The sequence below is a fragment of the Haemophilus sp. HMSC061E01 genome, assembly GCF_001810345.1.
Lineage (GTDB): Bacteria > Pseudomonadota > Gammaproteobacteria > Enterobacterales > Pasteurellaceae > Haemophilus_D.
The window spans coordinates 126,513-142,573 of the sequence record NZ_KV801015.1; the positions used below are offsets into that span (position 1 = coordinate 126,513).

Below are 16,061 nucleotides of genomic sequence, written 5' to 3' on the forward strand. Positions count from 1 at the left end.
GATTGCAATTAAAAGGTTACAGGTGAGATTACTGGAATTAAAACAGAAAGGCAAATGGTTAGAGAGATTGTGTAATCAAACGTTGCGGACGAATTACATTGTTATCATCGATAAGTGCCACGCCTAAAAAGATATTCTTGTCAGAAAACAACCGCACTTGACCACGCAATTTTGCTTCATTAGTAAATTTAACGCGCTGTCCAAAGCCTATACTTTTACTTTGCTCTGCGTTTAACTTTAATGCAGGTAATTTACTGACTGCTGTATCTGTCGGTAAAAGATGTTGATCAAGTTGTGCAAGATTGCCTTGCTCTGCAAGCGCCTGCAAAGCATCCCATGTCATCATCTTTTCTGTTGGATAATCCGCAACCGCAGTTCTACGTAACACTGTCACATGAGCGCCACAACCTAACACTTCACCTAAATCATCCACTAATGTTCGGATATAGGTTCCTTTCGAACAATGCACTTCTAAAGTTAGAAAAGGCGCTTGATACTCAATAAAGTTAAGCTCAAAAATCGTGATAGGACGTGCTTCACGTTCTACCGTAATGCCTGCGCGAGCATACTCATACAATGGTTTTCCATTGTGTTTTAACGCTGAAAACATGGTCGGCACTTGCAAAATATCACCACGGAATTGTTCAAGCGCGGTCAAAATTTGTGATGTTTCCACATTGACAGGACGCGTTTCGACCACTTGTCCTTCTGCATCTGAGGTATCCGTACGTTCACCTAATTTTGCTGTAACCACATAGCGTTTATCTGCATCTAATAAGAATTGCGAAAACTTTGTCGCTTCGCCTAAGCAAATAGGTAGCATACCGGTTGCTAATGGATCGAGCGCACCGGTATGCCCTGCTTTATTCGCTTGGAATACGCGTTTCACCTTTTGCATAATATCATTAGATGACATGCCTTGTGGCTTATCTAATAAAAATACGCCATCAATATCACGTCCACGCTTACGAGGTCTCGACATTAGTCATTTTCCTCAACGTGTTTTTTCTCGTCTTCACGTATCACGTTTGTCACCAAATTAGACATACGCATCCCTTCGACTAAGGATTGATCATAGAAGAAACGAATTTCCGGCACAATGCGTAAACGCATTGCTTTACCCACTAATGAACGAATGTAAGGTGCCGCTTTTTCTAACCCTTTCATGCCCTGTGCAATCGCTACTTCATCATGATCAAACAAAAATGTGACAAACACTTTTGCATAAGCTAAATCGCTTGATACTTCCACATCAGACACGGTTACCATGCCAATACGGGGATCTTTCACTTCACGTTGCAAAATGATGGCGATTTCTTTTTGTAATTCTTGTGCAACGCGATCGCTGCGTTTAAATTCTCTTGCCATAATATTTCTCTTATTAAAAAGCGGTCAAAAATACGTTGAATTTTGACCGCTCTTTTTATCGATTAGATTGAACGTTTAATTTCAACGACTTCAAACACCTCAATTTGGTCGCCGACTTTCACGTCATTGTAGTTTTTAACGCCGATACCACATTCCATACCATTACGGACTTCAGAAACGTCATCTTTAAAGCGACGGAGAGATTCCAATTCACCTTCAAAAATTACCACGTTATCACGTAATACACGGATTGGGTTGTTGCGTTTTACTACACCTTCGGTCACCATACAACCGGCGATTGCACCAAATTTCGGATGTTTAAACACATCACGCACTTCAGCCAAGCCGATGATTTCTTGTTTGAATTCAGGTTGTAACATACCGCTCATCGCTGCTTTCACATCATTTAATAGTTCATAAATGATAGAGTAATAACGAAGGTCAATATTTTCTGCTTCGATAATACGACGAGCTGAAGCATCCGCACGAACGTTAAAGCCAACCATAATCGCATTAGAAGCTGCCGCTAAGGTTGCATCAGTTTCAGAAATACCACCGACACCAGAGCCCACTACTTTCACTTTCACTTCGTCAGTAGAAAGATCTTGTAACGATTGAATAATCGCTTCCACAGAACCCTGAACGTCCGCTTTCACAATGATGTTCAGTTCAGCCACATCACCTTCCGTCATATTGCTAAACATATTTTCAAGTTTCGCTTTTTGCTGACGAGCAAGTTTCACTTCACGGAACTTACCTTGACGGTGTAACGCCACTTCACGTGCTTTTTTCTCATCACGCACTACAGTCGCTTCATCACCCGCTGCAGGTACACCAGAAAGACCTAACACCTCAACCGGGATAGATGGGCCTGCTTCATCGATTTCTTTACCGTTTTCATCGCGCATTGCACGAACACGACCGTATTCAAAACCGCAAAGTACGATATCACCTTTACGTAAAGTACCAGATTGAACAAGAATGGTCGCAACCGGACCACGACCTTTATCAAGGTAAGATTCAATCACTACACCGCTTGCCATGCCGTCTTTTACAGCCGTTAATTCAAGTACTTCTGATTGAAGCAAGATGGCATCTAATAAGTCATCAACACCGGTACCTTTCTTCGCAGAAACTGGAACGAATTGCACATCACCACCGAATTTTTCAGAAATCACTTCGTGTTGAAGTAATTCTTGCTCTACGCGATCTGGATTTGCCTCTGGTTTATCAATTTTGTTCACTGCCACCACTAGAGGTGCACCGGCTGCCTTCGCGTGTTGAATCGCTTCAATAGTTTGCGGCATCACTCCATCATCTGCCGCAACAACAAGAACGACGATATCCGTTGCTTTCGCACCACGTGCACGCATTGAGGTAAATGCGGCGTGTCCCGGTGTATCTAAGAAAGTGATCATTTTGCCGTCATCCATTTCTACGTGGTACGCACCGATGTGCTGAGTAATACCACCCGCCTCACCTGCTGCAACTTTCGCTTTACGAATATAGTCAAGCAATGAGGTTTTACCATGGTCAACGTGACCCATGATCGTTACAACTGGTGCACGAGTCACTTTTTCTGCGTTAACATCACGATCGCCTAATACTTCTTCTTCTAGTTCATTTTCATTGCGAAGAATCACTTTGTGACCTAATTCTTCAGCCACTAATTGAGCTGTTTCTTGGTCAAGCACTTGGTTAATGGTCACCATTTCGCCCATCTTCATCATTGCTTTGATGATTTCAGTTGCTTTGGTTGCCATTTTGTTTGCTAATTCTGCAACGGTAATGGTTTCACCAATAACAACATCCTGTTTCACAACCTGAACAGGTTTTGTGAAGGCTTGTTGTAATGCTGCACCTTTCTTACCATTTTTACCTTTACCAAATTTACCATCTTTTTGATTTTTACGGTTAGATTCGCGCTCATTTTTATTGCCGCCTTTCACGTCATCGCGTTCTTTTTTCGCTTTAGCGACTTTATTTTTGCCGCGACCACGATTTTCATTACGGCGTTCTTCTTCGTCTTCCGCTTCTAAAGCATAACGAGAGCTTAAATTGTAATCGGTATAATCTTCTGATGCGCTTTCATTGCTTGACGTATCCGCTTCAGCATAACGTTTAGCATCTTCAGCTGCTTTACGAGCTTGCTCTTCTGCCTTTTGGCGAGCTAGCTCTTCCGCTTTGCGACGAAGTTCTGCTTCTTCTGCTTTACGTTTTTCTTTTTCTGGATCAACCGATTTAGGTTTATTTTCAACCGCACTTTGTGCTGGTTTCGCTGCCTTTTCTGCTTCAACCTTCGCTTTTTCAGCTTTCGCTTTTTCCGCTGCAGCTTTTTCAGCAGCTAAACGTGCTTTTTCTTCTGCCGCTTTCTTCTCTGCTTCTTGCTGTGCTTTTAATTTCTCTGCCTCTGCGGCTTTTCGAGCGGCATCTGTTGGCACTGTGCGTTTTTTACGAACTTCAACTTGTACCGCTTTTGCTTTACCGCCAGCTGTTGTGCTGCTTACGGTTGTTTTTGTTCTGCGTTGAATACTTAGTTTTTTCGGTGCATTCGCATCCGTATTTTTTACATCTTCAGTCATTATTAAACTCCTTACTCTTCGCTAAACCAGCAAATATTACGCGCAGCCATAATAAAGTCAGCGGCTTGCTCTGCGGTTAATTCTTCGATATCAGCTAAATCATCTACACCTTGCTCAGCAAGTTCTTCAAGCGTAGTAATTTGTTTTTCAGCTAATTTAAAGGCAATGTGACGATTCATGCCTTCAAGATTTAATAAACGATCTTCAATATTCGCTTTTTTCAAGGCTTCTTCTTCAGCTGCTGCAGCTGCAGTAATGGCATCTTTTGCGCGACCTTGTAACTCTTCGATAAGATCTTCATCTTCTAAACCATCAATTGCAGTCAGTTCACTCACAGGAACATAAGCCACTTCTTCTAAAGAAGTAAAGCCTTCATCCACTAAGATTTGAGCGAACTCTTCATCAAGACCTAATTTATCCATGAATAAATTTAATACTTTGGTATCTTCAGCTTGATGTTTTTCATTTAATTGTTCGGTAGTCATGACATTTAATGTCCAACCGGTTAATTGTGTCGCTAAACGTACGTTTTGACCGTTACGACCAATTGCTTGTGCTAAGTTGTCCGCATCAACCGCAATATCCATTGAGTGATTATCTTCATCCACAATGATTGAAGTCACATCAGCTGGCGCCATAGCATTAATTACATATTGTGCTGGGTTGTCATCCCAAAGTACGATATCTACACGTTCACCACCTAATTCATTGGTAATCGCTTGAACGCGAGCACCGCGCATACCCACACACGCACCAACTGGGTCGATACGTTTGTCATTTGATTTCACCGCAATTTTCGCACGAGAACCTGGATCACGAGCTGCACCACGGATTTCAAGCATTTCTTCGCCGATTTCTGGTACTTCAATACGGAATAACTCGATTAACATTTCAGGTTTCGCACGAGTCACAAATAATTGTGCAGTTTTGCTTTCTGGATTCACTTTATAAAGCACACCACGAACACGATCGCCAGGGCGGAAATTTTCACGTGGAAGCATATCTTCACGCATAATCACGGCTTCAGCTTTATTGCCTAAATCTAAAATAATGCTTTCACGATTTACTTTTTTCACCGTACCCGTAACAATTTTGCCTTCTTCAGAACGGAATTGCTCAACCACTTTTGCACGCTCAGCTTCACGAATTTTAGTACTGATTACTTGGCGAGCGGTTTGCATCGCAATACGGTCAAATGCGATAGATTCGATTTGATCTTCGACATAATCGCCGATTTGGATATTAGGGTCTTCGAATTGTGCTGCTTCTAATGTAATTTCTTTTGTTGGCACTTTAACTTCATCAACAACTAACCAACGACGGAATGTATCAAACTCCCCTGTTTTGGTGTTGATAGACACACGAATATCGGTTTCATAGTCATATTTTTTCTTCGTTGAAATTGCAATCGCACTCTCTAACGCTTCAAAAATCTTTTCGCGTGGCAATAACTTCTCGTTAGATACTGCTTCAGCAGCTAACAAAATCTCTTTACTCATTTTCCTTTTTCTCCTTTAAAATTTTGCGATTACATTGGCTTTTTGAATGTTGCCAAAAATAAGAACTTGCTCCTGACCATCAACAATAAGTGTCAACATGTCATTTTCAATTTTTTCCAATTTACCTTGCCATTTACGGCGATCTAAAACAGGAATACGTAAATGCACAGCGATATCCTCACCCACATAACGTTGGAATTGTTCAAGCGTAAATAATGGACGATCAAGACCTGGTGATGACACTTCGAGGTTATATTTATCCGCAATCGGATCTTCCACATCTAAAATCGCGCTCACTTGACGACTTACATCAGCACAATCATCAACGCCTACGCCACCGTCTTTATCAATGAATAAACGCACAGTCATGAAACGACCTGCACGTTGGCATTCAATCCCCCAAAGTTCACAGCCTAAGTCTTCTACTGCACCTTGAAGCATCTCTTGCAATTTTTGTTCTAATGTTGCCAATTTTTGCTCCTAATCTTAAAATTCAGACATAAAAAAAGGGTTAGGTTCGTCAATGAACCTAAGCCCAGTTTCTAAATTTCTCGTACAAAAAAACCCCAAATTTGGGGTTCTTTTTACTGAACTTGTTATTGGTTGCGGGGGCCGGATTTGAACCGACGGCCTTCGGGTTATGAGCCCGACGAGCTACCAAGCTGCTCCACCCCGCGTCCGAAATATGCGGTGTATTATAGTGATCTAAATCAAAAGATCAAGCGGTTTCTGCTAATTTTCTTGAAAACGTAAGATTTTTTGACCGCACTTTGCTTTATTTAAAGTGAGAGTTAGAATCCAAAGCCCGTGCCTAGACCTACACCAACGCCCACACCATTACTGCCACCGCCAGCACCTACACCAACAGAACAAGCACTCACCAAAGCACTTAATACAGCCACTAAAAATAATTTTTTCATAGATTTTCCTTTGTTAAATGTTCAAATAACCGATAAACGGCCAATAAGTCCGTTCGTGCAATCGGTTTGAACGGAAGTAAAAGATAATAAAGCCAACGAAATCTTCTCACATAAGACAACATATCAGTCCAATAAGTTGTCGGGCAATGAGATTTATAATAATCAAATAATTCATCAAGCTTTTCATCATCTAAGCTTTTCACACGACATAAACTGTCTAAAAATGCCAGCATATCACGTGTAATCAACCAGTGCTCATTATGGCTTTTTGAATGTGATTCAAAGTCCATAAAACTAATCTTGCCTTCTTTCCATGCGATATCTCGTATGGCTGGTCGACCATGAATAATGCCTTTTTGATGAAGACTAATCAATATCTCCATCGCTGAATGCAAAATATGTGATTTTTCTGCCCAAGACAATTTTTCATCATTCAGCCAGATGTTTAATGTTGGCCCCGCATCTTCCAATACTAAATAATCATCACCAAAATCGCATAATTTGGGTACTGGTGCACCAATATTATTTAGATGCTGTAGTATTTCACACTCTTCTTTAAAATGTTGTTTTGGATGCGGTTTTAATAATAACCATATCCCTTTTAATTGCTCAGGCTGTTTTAACCAATATTGTTTTCCTAAATATTCAAAGCGAAAAACGCGCTCCCCACGATGCTCTTCAAGAAGCTCTTGCACATGGTCTTTAAATGACGAAGTCATAATCTCTACTTAAATTTTTATTGTGTATTGAAAAGATAAGCGATACATTCTACAAAATTTTTATTCTTTTTCAATCAAGGAGAAAAATATGCATTTTTTCAAAAAAGTGCTTACCGTACTGACATTAGGTTTCTTCACGCTATCTGTACAAGCTTCCCCTTTTAGCATCAGCGAGCAACAAATTAACCAGTATTTAAGTGAAAAAGGCACAATTAATGACAAACTCGGTATTCCAGGATTATTTTCTGTCGATTACGCACTGAAAGATTTGGTGACTAAAATCGGACAAACTGAAAACAATCGTGTTGAAATGAGCGGTTTGGTTGATACACTTATCCGTTTATCTGGTAAAACCTACCCAGCTAAATTGCATTTAACCTTTGATGCCGTTCCAGAATATAACGCACAGGAAGGTGCGCTCTATTTAAAAAATCTGCGCATTTTACGCTGGTCTGGTGAACCGAATAGTGTGATGGATCAACTCCAAGATGTCATGCCGCTATTAAGCGATGGTGTGGCAGCACTATTAAGTCGTATGCCAGTTTATACCTTGGATGAAAGTGATATGAAACAAATGCTGATTAAGAAATTTGCCAAAGAAATTAAAGTTGAAAAAGGTCGATTAGAATTAATTGGTGGAATGTTTTAAAAATAAGGGCGTATTAAACGCCCTTTTTTATAACTCAATGATAGCTCGTAAACCTTGAATTTGCCCGTTAGATTCAATGTTTTCTAATCGGAAACGATAGTGATGCAATTCCGCTATTCTTGCCACAATAGACAATCCAAGCCCACTTCCCTTTTCATTTTGTCCTGCAGGACGATAAAAACGCTGCCCTAATTTTGCTAATTCTTCTGGCGCAACACCACCGCCATTATCTTCAATAAGAATTTTACGTGGCTGTAAAATCACACGAACCAGAGTGCCTTGAGGACAATATTTAATGGCGTTATCCAACAAGTTTCTCAACATTTGGGCAAGTAATAATGTCTGCCCTTGCTTAACGGCAGGATCTCCCTGATGTTCAAACTGCAATTCGATTTTGCGTTGCTGCGCACTGAAATATAACTCACCGATAAGTGAAGTTATCATTTCTGACCAATCAATGGATTCCTGATGATTTAATTCTTTAAGATTATCTAATCGAGAAAGCGTAAGAAGCTGTTCGATTAATTGGGTCGCTCGGTCGATACCTTGGGTTAAATGCGTTAAGGCCATTTCACGAGTTTGTGCATCATCGCCAGCCAACTGTGCGACTTCCGTTTGAATACGTAATGCCGCTAATGGGCTACGTAATTCATGTGCTGCATCAGAAACAAAGCGGCGCTCCCGTTCCAACTGCTCACTGGTGCGTTTGAAAAATTGATTTAAGTTTTGGACTAACGGTAAAATCTCTGTTGGCACATCATCGGTTTCTAATAACGATACATCACCTGGTCGGCGAGCTTGTACGTTTCGACTCAATCGATTAATTGGTTTTAATGCACGATAAATCACAATAAACGCGACCAATAAGAGCACTGGTAATCCTGCAAACCAAATTCCTGTTTGGCTGAAAACCATTTTATTGACCAACTCTTCGCGATATTCTAACTCTTGACCTACGGCGATCACCAATTCACCATTACCAACAGGTTGCCAATAAATCAACCATTCATCGTCATCATCTAAAATATGCGCTTTACTAAAACCAGTTTTATTTTGAAAAATAAATTTGTCGCCATTATCACCATCGGTTAATAATCTTTCACCTTTGTTAGAAAATATGGCAAAGGCTAACGCATCATTATCGTAATGACGTTTCTGTGATTTAAATCCACCACGTGGAAAGTTCGCATTTTCATCCAATAAGACATTTTTCAAATCAGAAGCTGCCAAACGCTCGGCAAAAAGTACTTGTTGTGCATTAAACACATCTTTGACTTCTTTTTTAACAACCGTCCAAGCAACAGCCGTGGCAACGCACCACACACAAAGTGCGGTCAAACTTAAACCGATTAAGAGACGGAAACTCAGTCGTTTATTTTTCATTAACTTGTCCTAAAGCATAGCCTACGCCATGTACCGTACGAATAAATTGCTTACCCAGTTTTTGACGTAAATTATAAATATGTACGTCCAATGCACCGCTACTTAATTCTTCATCCCAATTTGACAGTTTTTCTTCAATAGTCGCACGTGAAAGCACTCGTTCTTTATTCAGCATAAAAAGCTCGAGTAATTTATATTCACGTCCAGTTAATGTAATTTCATCCTCATTCAACCAAGCCTTACGCTGTGCAGGATCGAGTTTGACATTGCCATGCTCAATCTGTGGTTTAACTTGCCCATAACGACGACGAATTAATGCTTGCAATCGCACCACCACTTCAGCCAAGGCAAAGGGTTTGCAAAGATAATCATCCGCACCTTGTTGAATGCCTTTAATGCGTTCATCCAATGTATCACGTGCAGTTAAGATCAACACTGGCACATCTTGATTATTTGAACGCCATTGTTTTAATACCTCCAAACCATCTAGTTTAGGCAGGGTTAAATCCAATAACACTGCATCATAAGGCGCGCCGATTAAGGCGTTTAATCCACTTTGCCCATCAGTAAACCAATCTACAATAAAGCCTGATTTCGTTAAACCAATTTGCAGACCATTGCCGATGAGCGCATCGTCTTCTACTAATAAAACTCGCATAATATTGACCGCACTTTTATCTTTCTCAAAACGAAAAAATGGCGGGCTTTTGCCCACCACTTCAAATTATATGAATTATTGCGTTTTTTCAACGCTAATGACTTCAAGCTCAGCTTTTTCAAACGCGTCATTATCCAATTTACCGTAAACGCGGATTTTATCCTGAGGTCCCACATTTAAGCCATTCCAAACGCGGTTTTTAATTTCCAATTTGATTTGGTCTGTACCATCGGTGAAAACATATTCATCACCATCAATTTGTTGAGTGATGTTACCGACTAAGGTAATCATAGAATTATCTTTCGCAGATAATGCTTGTTTAACAGTCAATTGTTGACCTTGGTTACCACCTTGGAAGCCACCTTGTGCAGTGTTGCCATTGAAACCCGCAAATGCTACTGAAGTAGATAAAGCTAAAAGAGTCGCTAAAGCAAATTTTTTCATCATGTTCTCCTAAATAGAATTAAGCATAAATTAATCATGTTTCAAAGCGAAGGATTATCCTCATTGCCGCCTTGTTGATGCTTATTAAACACAACAAATCTTAATGAAATCTTAAGCAACCTTAAGATTTTAAAATTTTTTTAAAATCACCAACAAAATCGTTCATTCACCAAGTTATCTTGGCGTTCTTTTTCCCATTTCGCTTTATTTTCAGGATTAGCAAAATAACGGTCTTGCTCAACTAAACGCGCATCAAGTTTTGCCTCTGCTTCTTTTAATGCTTGTTTTCTATCTTGATACTTGCTTGGTAATTGAGGTAAAAATACCGCCTGATACGGATGATTTTTCACCCAGTCAATCGCATCTTGCGCCGCCTTGTGTTGTTTATTCAAATCACAGAACGCATACGGATTAACATGTTGTCCCACTAATTGCCCAAATGCTGTGTTATTCGAGACTGTTAATTTATCTAAATCCAACACATATAACGCGGTGATTAAACGATTTTGCCCACGATAAAACCATTTTACCGCTTCATCACGCAAGCCAAAATCATAAGCACGAGCAGAAAGTGCAAACATTGTCATCGGAGAAACAAAATCCACTTTTTTCTCAATAATATTGACCGCACTTTCAAAATCTTTTTGTGTATTTTTCAGTAATAACGCATCAATATCTTTGTTCACATTAATCTGTTCAAGTCGTCCATCTCTGGCATCGTAATAAGGCTTTACATACATATCAATATGCTTAACCGGCTCCTTTGAAATTGAGCTACAAGCCGTTAATAAAAGTGCGGTTGAAATTAACGTTAATTTTAGAAAGGTTTGCATGTTCTTCCCTTATGATGAATATTAGCTCGCTATCTTACAACAAAAGAGCCGTGAGTTTTACTTCTCTTTCTTCTATAATGAGTAAAATTTTGTTTTATTTTGTTTCATGAAAATCAATCTTATTCAGCGCCAAATCACCTTAGATTTCGATAACCAAACTTCTCTGCTTAACTTTTTAGAACAACATCAAATTCACCATGAATATCAATGTCGTTCAGGTTATTGTGGTTCTTGCCGCGTGAAGATCAAAAAAGGCAAGGTGTCTTACGCCGAAACGCCCCTTGCCTTTATTCAACCCGATGAGATTCTACTGTGTTGTTGTCGGGTGGAAAGTGATTTAGAAATAGAACTATAAGATATAAATTTTATATAGCTAAAGATTTTACTAATTGTAGTAATATACTTTCAAAAAAGCTCTCACGCCCTTGTTTTCTATTTTGTTTTCTCACCTACAATGAAATATCCACAAAAGTAGGTAATAAATAAAGCCCCCCATATTCTTAAAGAAAGAATCAAGTAATCTTTATTGGTAAACAATTCAAATTGATCTATTTCACCAGTAGAAAAGAATCTGTCTATAAAGACTATTAATTGCAATCCAATTAGCATGAAAAATGAGTTTCTGAATGCAACTATTATATATTTCATTATTTTCCTTTCTTTCGTTTCTTTCGTTTCTTCTTTTGGGCTCTAGCTTTTTTAACATCATCTTTTTTATCATCTCCATAAATGAGAGGTGAGTAATAAGAAATTAGAAGAGCTGAAAAAAATAAAAAAGCCCCCCACACCACAAAATAATGAAAAAATTTTTCTGTACTAAATTCAATTTCCCCACTAAGTAAAAGAGTCAAATAAATCATGATAGTGGACAAAATAGAAGCAATAGCTATTCTAATAATTTTATTTATTGTCATTATTTATCTCTATTTTAATTTATCTGATGTACCAAGCTCAGGGGGAAGGGATACTTCCATGCACAAATAAAAACATAACGATCTACACAAAATGAATAGATCGTTATTTGATAGGCGAATTTTAAAATTAAGTCTACTCTATAAATTATTCAAATCCAACACGTCTGTCATATCAAACAATCCGTGAGATTGTTTTTCTAACCATTTACCTGCACGCACTGCACCATTCGCAAAGGTCATACGACTTGATGCTTTGTGAGCAATTTCAACGCGCTCACCGATATCGGCAAACCAGACACTATGTTCACCCACTACATCTGAAGCACGAATAGTGGAGAAACCAATTTCATCACGTTTACGTTCTCCTGTAATGCCTTCACGACAAAATACGCCATGCGTTTTTAAATCACGACCAAGGGTTTTCGCAATGTGTTCCCCCATAGAAAGTGCCGTACCTGATGGTGCATCTACTTTGTGGCGATGGTGCGCTTCAATGATTTCGATATCACAATAATCGCCCATCACTTTGGCTGCTTTTTCTAATAGTTTAAATACCAAATTAACACCCACACTGAAGTTGGATGCAAATACAATGGCAATTTTTTCTGATGCGGCTTGAATTGCGGCTTTGCCCGCATCATCAAACCCTGTGGTACCAATTACCATCTTTTTATTATTAGCGACACAAAATGCGATGTGCTCAAGCGTGCCTTCTGGACGCGTGAAATCAATCAGCAAATCAAAGTTGTCTTTTTCTGCATTTAAATCATCTGATACTTTGATACCTAATGTACCGATACCAGCAAGCTCACCAGCATCAGCCCCCACTAAAGAGGAACCTTTACGTTCAAAAGCGGCACCTAATTCTACCCCTTCTGCATTATGTACGGCTTGAATTAATTGACGCCCCATTCTTCCGCCTGCACCGGCGATCGCAATTTTTAATGTCATGTTTTGTCCTTTTTAATCAAATTAAAGCGTGTTGAACGCCACTATAAATTAAATAGATTCCGAAGAAAATAAAAATCAGCCCTGCTGCATTATCAATATAGCGACTATATTGGCTATAAAACTGTTTTGCAACAGAACGAGAGAAAAGCACCGAAATGATGTAGAAATATAAAAAGGTTTCTACGGTAATCACGGCAAGTGCGGTCAAAATTTGTGATGTTTCGGTAATATTCACTAGAACCAATGACATCACACTGCTGAAATAAATCACAACTTTAGCATTAGATAAATTGACTAATAAGCCTTTCATAATGCTCGTTAAAGTCGATTGATTTGGCACATTTGCATTTTGCTTTTCATCAAAAACCGCATTGGTTTTCACTTTTGCCATTTTAATGCCAAGATAAACTAAATAGGCTCCACCAAGCATCATCACAATGCCTTGAATAATTGGCATAGTGGCAAAAATAATGGCGAGTCCTAAAACCGCTGCTGTTGCCCAAATTAATACACCAATGGTAATCCCAATCACGCCACCAATAGCTTCTCGACGGGAACTCATGGCAGAAATTCGGCTGACATAGAAAAAATCTGGGCCAGGCGAAAGTAAACCAACAAGATGAATAATCATCAAATTTAGCATGGCAAGCCTATAATACGTAGTATCGCAATCACGATAACAGCATAAACTGCCGCTAAAACATCATCCACCATAATCCCAAAACCGCTTTCCAGTTTTTGGTCAAAATAACGGATGGGATAAGGTTTTAAAATATCGAAGAAACGGAAAAGTACAAAGGCAATGACAATCCAAGGCAAAGATAAAGTTGGAATTGCAGCTAGCACAATAAATACCCCAACAAATTCATCCCAAACAATGGAGCCGTGATCATGAACGCCCATATCATCTGCGGTTTTTTGACACAGATAACAGCCAAGCGCAAAGCAAAGTGCGGTCAAAATTAAGAAGATTTTTAGACCAAGACAAGCTAATAATGCCGAACCTAAAATCGTTCCGGCTAAACTTCCCCATGTGCCCGGTGCAGGACGAATTAATCCTGAACCGAAACCTAATGCAAGTAAATGAACTGGATTTTTTAAGCTGACTTTATCAAGAGGTGAACTATTCATTATTTATCCTTAAAATGATCGAAACCAGACGGTGCTTGATAATTGATGACACGTCCATCTTTTAAAAAAGTAATCTGATTGTTATTTTGCGGAACGATTTTTCCGATACAAGTGCAAGGTACATTCAACGATTGGGATAACTTTTCAATCTCGGCCTTTTTATTTGCGGGAACCGTAAAGCAAAGTTCATAGTCTTCCCCGCCACTTAATGCAAATGCTTCTGTTTTTTCTAAGCGATATGTTTTTTTAAGTGAGGTGGATAAAGGCAAGGTAGATAATTCAATCTCCGCTGAACATTGGTTTCTCGTTAAAATATGCCCTAAATCGGCAACAAGACCATCTGAAATATCAATGCATGAATGCGCTACATCCACTAAGGCTTGACCTAATTCAACACGTGGCGTTGGGTGAAAATGGCGTTTTACTAAAAATTCAGTATCAAAATCGACCGCACTTTTACCTTGTAAGATCCAATTTAAACCTGCCGCACTATCACCTAACGTGCCCGATACATAAATTAAATCACCAACCTTCGCGTTATGTCGGAATAAAGCCTTTCCTTTTGGTACGAAACCTTGTGCCGTAATGGTTATAGAAAGTGGACCTTTCGTTGTATCGCCACCAATTAATGTTACATCATATTGATTTAATGTATCAAACAGACTTTGACTAAAGTGGCTCAGCCAGTTTTCATCAACTTTAGGTAATGTGAGTGCAAGAGAAATCCAAGCGGGTTTCGCCCCCATAGCAGCTAAATCACTTAGATTTGTCGCGATAGCTTTATACGCTAAATCTTGGGGAGAAATGGAAGATAAAAAATGCGTGCCTTCGACCATTGTATCGGTGGTGATCGCAAGCTGATAGCCTTCTGGAATATGAGTGATCGCACAATCATCCCCAATACTGAAATCAATAAAGTGTTGATTGCCTTTTTGTATTGAGAAATATCGCCCTATAAGATCAAATTCACCCGTACTCATTTTATCTGCGCACCAAAAAACAAAGGGCAGACATTTGTCTACCCTACATTTGAATAATTATTTGCGACCTAATGCAGGAGCGACTTTATCCAATACACCGTTAATGTATTTATGGCTTTCATCTGCACCAAACACTTTCGCTACTTCAATCGCCTCGTTAATCGCCACTTTATACGGCACATCTGGCTCAAATTGAAGTTCGTAAACCGCTAAACGTAAAATCGCTTTTTCAATCGGATCTAATTCATCCAATGTGCGATCTAAATAATGGCTCATTGAAAAATCAACAGCGTCCACATTCGCGACAGTTTGACGGAAAAGGCGGCTAAAATAAGGTTTATCCACACCTTTTAAATCTTGATCCACCACAAAAGTGAGTTCCACTTGTTCTGGTGCATTACCAGAGAGCGCCCAAGAATATAATGCTTGAACCGCACATTCTCTCGCTCTACGACGTGGCGATACTTTTTTTACAGGTTCTTTTTTCTCTGTCATTGGAATTATGCCGCATCAATTTGTTGTAAAAGGTTCACCATTTCAAGTGCAGTTAATGCTGCTTCTGCACCTTTGTTACCTGCTTTAGTGCCTGCGCGCTCGATAGCTTGTTCAATGTTTTCAGTTGTTAAAACACCGAATGCCACAGGAATTTCAGCTTGCATTGCTACTTGACCTAAACCGCTACTTGCTTCACCCGCTACATATTCAAAGTGAGCTGTACCACCACGGATCACCGTACCTAATGCCACGATTGCATCAAATTTTTTGCTTTCAGCTAAACGACGTGCTACTAATGGAAGTTCATACGCACCTGGTGCACGAACGATTGTAATATTCTCATCTTTCACTTGGCCGATACGTTTTAATGCATCTACCGCACCTTCTAATAAACTTTCATTAATAAAACTGTTAAAACGAGCAATCACCACTGCGATTTTAGCATTTGGCGCAGCTACCGCACCTTCTAAAACTTTCATACTTTTTCCTAATCTGAATGAACAATAAATTTGACGGTGGATTTTAGCATAAAAAG

20 protein-coding genes and 1 tRNA gene are annotated in these 16,061 nt (G+C 39.4%); 2 read left to right on the plus strand and 19 right to left on the minus strand.

All coding sequences use genetic code 11. The features are described from left to right. Positions 1–58: 58 nt before the first annotated feature. The 8 genes from truB to HMPREF2732_RS06545 form a co-directional block, all read right to left on the minus strand. A complete protein-coding gene (gene truB, locus HMPREF2732_RS06510) occupies positions 59–982 on the minus strand; it encodes a tRNA pseudouridine(55) synthase TruB (RefSeq protein ID WP_070592175.1) in 924 nt (307 codons plus the stop codon). After that, on the minus strand, positions 982–1,368 hold the full coding sequence (gene rbfA / locus HMPREF2732_RS06515; RefSeq protein ID WP_005699364.1) for a 30S ribosome-binding factor RbfA: 387 nt from the start codon (positions 1,366–1,368) through the stop codon (positions 982–984). The genes truB and rbfA overlap by 1 nt, the downstream gene beginning before the upstream one ends. Before the next feature lie 62 nt (positions 1,369–1,430). After that, positions 1,431–3,950 carry a translation initiation factor IF-2 gene (infB, locus tag HMPREF2732_RS06520; RefSeq protein WP_049384170.1) on the minus strand — a complete coding sequence of 840 codons (2,520 nt, stop codon included), beginning with the start codon at positions 3,948–3,950 and terminating at the stop codon, positions 1,431–1,433. An 11-nt stretch (positions 3,951–3,961) separates the two neighbouring features. After that, positions 3,962–5,449 (minus strand): transcription termination factor NusA, encoded by a 1,488-nt coding sequence (gene nusA, locus HMPREF2732_RS06525; RefSeq protein ID WP_049384169.1) that lies wholly within the window; start codon positions 5,447–5,449, stop codon positions 3,962–3,964. A 15-nt stretch (positions 5,450–5,464) separates the two neighbouring features. Further along, positions 5,465–5,920, minus strand: coding sequence for a ribosome maturation factor RimP (rimP, locus tag HMPREF2732_RS09790; protein WP_049364144.1), 456 nt, complete (start codon positions 5,918–5,920; stop codon positions 5,465–5,467). A 129-nt stretch (positions 5,921–6,049) separates the two neighbouring features. Beyond that, positions 6,050–6,126, minus strand: a tRNA-Met gene (locus tag HMPREF2732_RS06535). Positions 6,127–6,240: 114 nt separating this feature from the next. After that, positions 6,241–6,369: a hypothetical protein gene (locus HMPREF2732_RS09985; RefSeq protein WP_005696016.1), complete on the minus strand. Its 129-nt coding sequence runs from the start codon at positions 6,367–6,369 to the stop codon at positions 6,241–6,243. Continuing rightward, a complete protein-coding gene (locus HMPREF2732_RS06545) occupies positions 6,366–7,088 on the minus strand; it encodes an RIO1 family regulatory kinase/ATPase domain-containing protein (RefSeq protein ID WP_049383934.1) in 723 nt (240 codons plus the stop codon). The genes HMPREF2732_RS09985 and HMPREF2732_RS06545 overlap by 4 nt, the downstream gene beginning before the upstream one ends. A gap of 88 nt (positions 7,089–7,176) precedes the next feature. Between HMPREF2732_RS06545 and HMPREF2732_RS06550 the strand changes: the two genes are divergently transcribed. Then, complete coding sequence (locus tag HMPREF2732_RS06550) at positions 7,177–7,737, plus strand: YceB family lipoprotein (protein WP_070592176.1); 561 nt, start codon at positions 7,177–7,179, stop codon at positions 7,735–7,737. Between the two features lie 27 nt (positions 7,738–7,764). On the opposite strand, the gene qseC is transcribed toward HMPREF2732_RS06550, so the two are convergent. The 4 genes from qseC to HMPREF2732_RS06570 all read right to left on the minus strand — a co-directional run bounded on the left by qseC (position 7,765) and on the right by HMPREF2732_RS06570 (position 11,055). Continuing rightward, a complete protein-coding gene (gene qseC / locus HMPREF2732_RS06555; RefSeq protein ID WP_070592177.1) occupies positions 7,765–9,120 on the minus strand; it encodes a quorum sensing histidine kinase QseC in 1,356 nt (451 codons plus the stop codon). Next, entirely contained in the window at positions 9,110–9,778 is a 669-nt protein-coding gene (locus HMPREF2732_RS06560) for a response regulator (RefSeq protein WP_049383935.1), read from the minus strand. The genes qseC and HMPREF2732_RS06560 overlap by 11 nt, the downstream gene beginning before the upstream one ends. Before the next feature lie 75 nt (positions 9,779–9,853). Continuing rightward, the gene (locus HMPREF2732_RS06565) at positions 9,854–10,222 is read right to left on the minus strand and encodes a YgiW/YdeI family stress tolerance OB fold protein (protein ID WP_049383931.1); all 369 of its coding nucleotides are present in this window, start codon (positions 10,220–10,222) and stop codon (positions 9,854–9,856) included. A gap of 146 nt (positions 10,223–10,368) precedes the next feature. Next, entirely contained in the window at positions 10,369–11,055 is a 687-nt protein-coding gene (locus HMPREF2732_RS06570) for a hypothetical protein (RefSeq protein ID WP_049383930.1), read from the minus strand. 106 nt (positions 11,056–11,161) lie between these two features. On the opposite strand from HMPREF2732_RS06570, the gene yfaE reads away from it, so the two are divergent. Then, complete coding sequence (gene yfaE, locus HMPREF2732_RS06575; RefSeq protein ID WP_065422614.1) at positions 11,162–11,410, plus strand: class I ribonucleotide reductase maintenance protein YfaE; 249 nt, start codon at positions 11,162–11,164, stop codon at positions 11,408–11,410. A gap of 292 nt (positions 11,411–11,702) precedes the next feature. On the opposite strand, the gene HMPREF2732_RS06585 is transcribed toward yfaE, so the two are convergent. The 7 genes from HMPREF2732_RS06585 to ribE all read right to left on the minus strand — a co-directional run bounded on the left by HMPREF2732_RS06585 (position 11,703) and on the right by ribE (position 16,005). After that, a complete protein-coding gene (locus tag HMPREF2732_RS06585) occupies positions 11,703–11,969 on the minus strand; it encodes a hypothetical protein (protein WP_070592178.1) in 267 nt (88 codons plus the stop codon). 138 nt (positions 11,970–12,107) lie between these two features. Continuing rightward, entirely contained in the window at positions 12,108–12,920 is an 813-nt protein-coding gene (gene dapB, locus HMPREF2732_RS06590; RefSeq protein ID WP_070592179.1) for a 4-hydroxy-tetrahydrodipicolinate reductase, read from the minus strand. A 16-nt stretch (positions 12,921–12,936) separates the two neighbouring features. Further along, positions 12,937–13,563 (minus strand): LysE family transporter, encoded by a 627-nt coding sequence (locus tag HMPREF2732_RS06595; RefSeq protein WP_070592180.1) that lies wholly within the window; start codon positions 13,561–13,563, stop codon positions 12,937–12,939. Next, positions 13,557–14,051 (minus strand): phosphatidylglycerophosphatase A family protein, encoded by a 495-nt coding sequence (locus HMPREF2732_RS06600; protein WP_049383997.1) that lies wholly within the window; start codon positions 14,049–14,051, stop codon positions 13,557–13,559. The genes HMPREF2732_RS06595 and HMPREF2732_RS06600 overlap by 7 nt, the downstream gene beginning before the upstream one ends. Further along, positions 14,051–15,031, minus strand: coding sequence for a thiamine-phosphate kinase (thiL, locus tag HMPREF2732_RS06605; protein ID WP_049383998.1), 981 nt, complete (start codon positions 15,029–15,031; stop codon positions 14,051–14,053). The genes HMPREF2732_RS06600 and thiL overlap by 1 nt, the downstream gene beginning before the upstream one ends. Positions 15,032–15,088: 57 nt before the next feature. Further along, the gene (gene nusB, locus HMPREF2732_RS06610) at positions 15,089–15,526 is read right to left on the minus strand and encodes a transcription antitermination factor NusB (RefSeq protein WP_049383999.1); all 438 of its coding nucleotides are present in this window, start codon (positions 15,524–15,526) and stop codon (positions 15,089–15,091) included. Between the two features lie 5 nt (positions 15,527–15,531). After that, on the minus strand, positions 15,532–16,005 hold the full coding sequence (gene ribE / locus HMPREF2732_RS06615) for a 6,7-dimethyl-8-ribityllumazine synthase (RefSeq protein ID WP_005695997.1): 474 nt from the start codon (positions 16,003–16,005) through the stop codon (positions 15,532–15,534). Positions 16,006–16,061 lie beyond the last annotated feature (56 nt).

Bases quoted from the DNA above. Each gene is read 5' to 3' on its own strand.
- truB (WP_070592175.1), bottom strand. From the start codon at position 982: ATGTCGAGACCTCGTAAGCGTGGACGTGATATTGATGGCGTATTTTTA.
- rbfA (WP_005699364.1), bottom strand. From the start codon at position 1,368: ATGGCAAGAGAATTTAAACGCAGCGATCGCGTTGCACAAGAATTACAA.
- infB (WP_049384170.1), bottom strand. From the start codon at position 3,950: ATGACTGAAGATGTAAAAAATACGGATGCGAATGCACCGAAAAAACTA.
- nusA (WP_049384169.1), bottom strand. From the start codon at position 5,449: ATGAGTAAAGAGATTTTGTTAGCTGCTGAAGCAGTATCTAACGAGAAG.
- HMPREF2732_RS09985 (WP_005696016.1), bottom strand. From the start codon at position 6,369: ATGAAAAAATTATTTTTAGTGGCTGTATTAAGTGCTTTGGTGAGTGCT.
- HMPREF2732_RS06545 (WP_049383934.1), bottom strand. From the start codon at position 7,088: ATGACTTCGTCATTTAAAGACCATGTGCAAGAGCTTCTTGAAGAGCAT.
- HMPREF2732_RS06550 (WP_070592176.1), top strand. From the start codon at position 7,177: ATGCATTTTTTCAAAAAAGTGCTTACCGTACTGACATTAGGTTTCTTC.
- qseC (WP_070592177.1), bottom strand. From the start codon at position 9,120: ATGAAAAATAAACGACTGAGTTTCCGTCTCTTAATCGGTTTAAGTTTG.
- HMPREF2732_RS06560 (WP_049383935.1), bottom strand. From the start codon at position 9,778: ATGCGAGTTTTATTAGTAGAAGACGATGCGCTCATCGGCAATGGTCTG.
- HMPREF2732_RS06565 (WP_049383931.1), bottom strand. From the start codon at position 10,222: ATGAAAAAATTTGCTTTAGCGACTCTTTTAGCTTTATCTACTTCAGTA.
- HMPREF2732_RS06570 (WP_049383930.1), bottom strand. From the start codon at position 11,055: ATGCAAACCTTTCTAAAATTAACGTTAATTTCAACCGCACTTTTATTA.
- yfaE (WP_065422614.1), top strand. From the start codon at position 11,162: ATGAAAATCAATCTTATTCAGCGCCAAATCACCTTAGATTTCGATAAC.
- HMPREF2732_RS06585 (WP_070592178.1), bottom strand. From the start codon at position 11,969: ATGACAATAAATAAAATTATTAGAATAGCTATTGCTTCTATTTTGTCC.
- dapB (WP_070592179.1), bottom strand. From the start codon at position 12,920: ATGACATTAAAAATTGCGATCGCCGGTGCAGGCGGAAGAATGGGGCGT.
- HMPREF2732_RS06595 (WP_070592180.1), bottom strand. From the start codon at position 13,563: ATGCTAAATTTGATGATTATTCATCTTGTTGGTTTACTTTCGCCTGGC.
- HMPREF2732_RS06600 (WP_049383997.1), bottom strand. From the start codon at position 14,051: ATGAATAGTTCACCTCTTGATAAAGTCAGCTTAAAAAATCCAGTTCAT.
- thiL (WP_049383998.1), bottom strand. From the start codon at position 15,031: ATGAGTACGGGTGAATTTGATCTTATAGGGCGATATTTCTCAATACAA.
- nusB (WP_049383999.1), bottom strand. From the start codon at position 15,526: ATGACAGAGAAAAAAGAACCTGTAAAAAAAGTATCGCCACGTCGTAGA.
- ribE (WP_005695997.1), bottom strand. From the start codon at position 16,005: ATGAAAGTTTTAGAAGGTGCGGTAGCTGCGCCAAATGCTAAAATCGCA.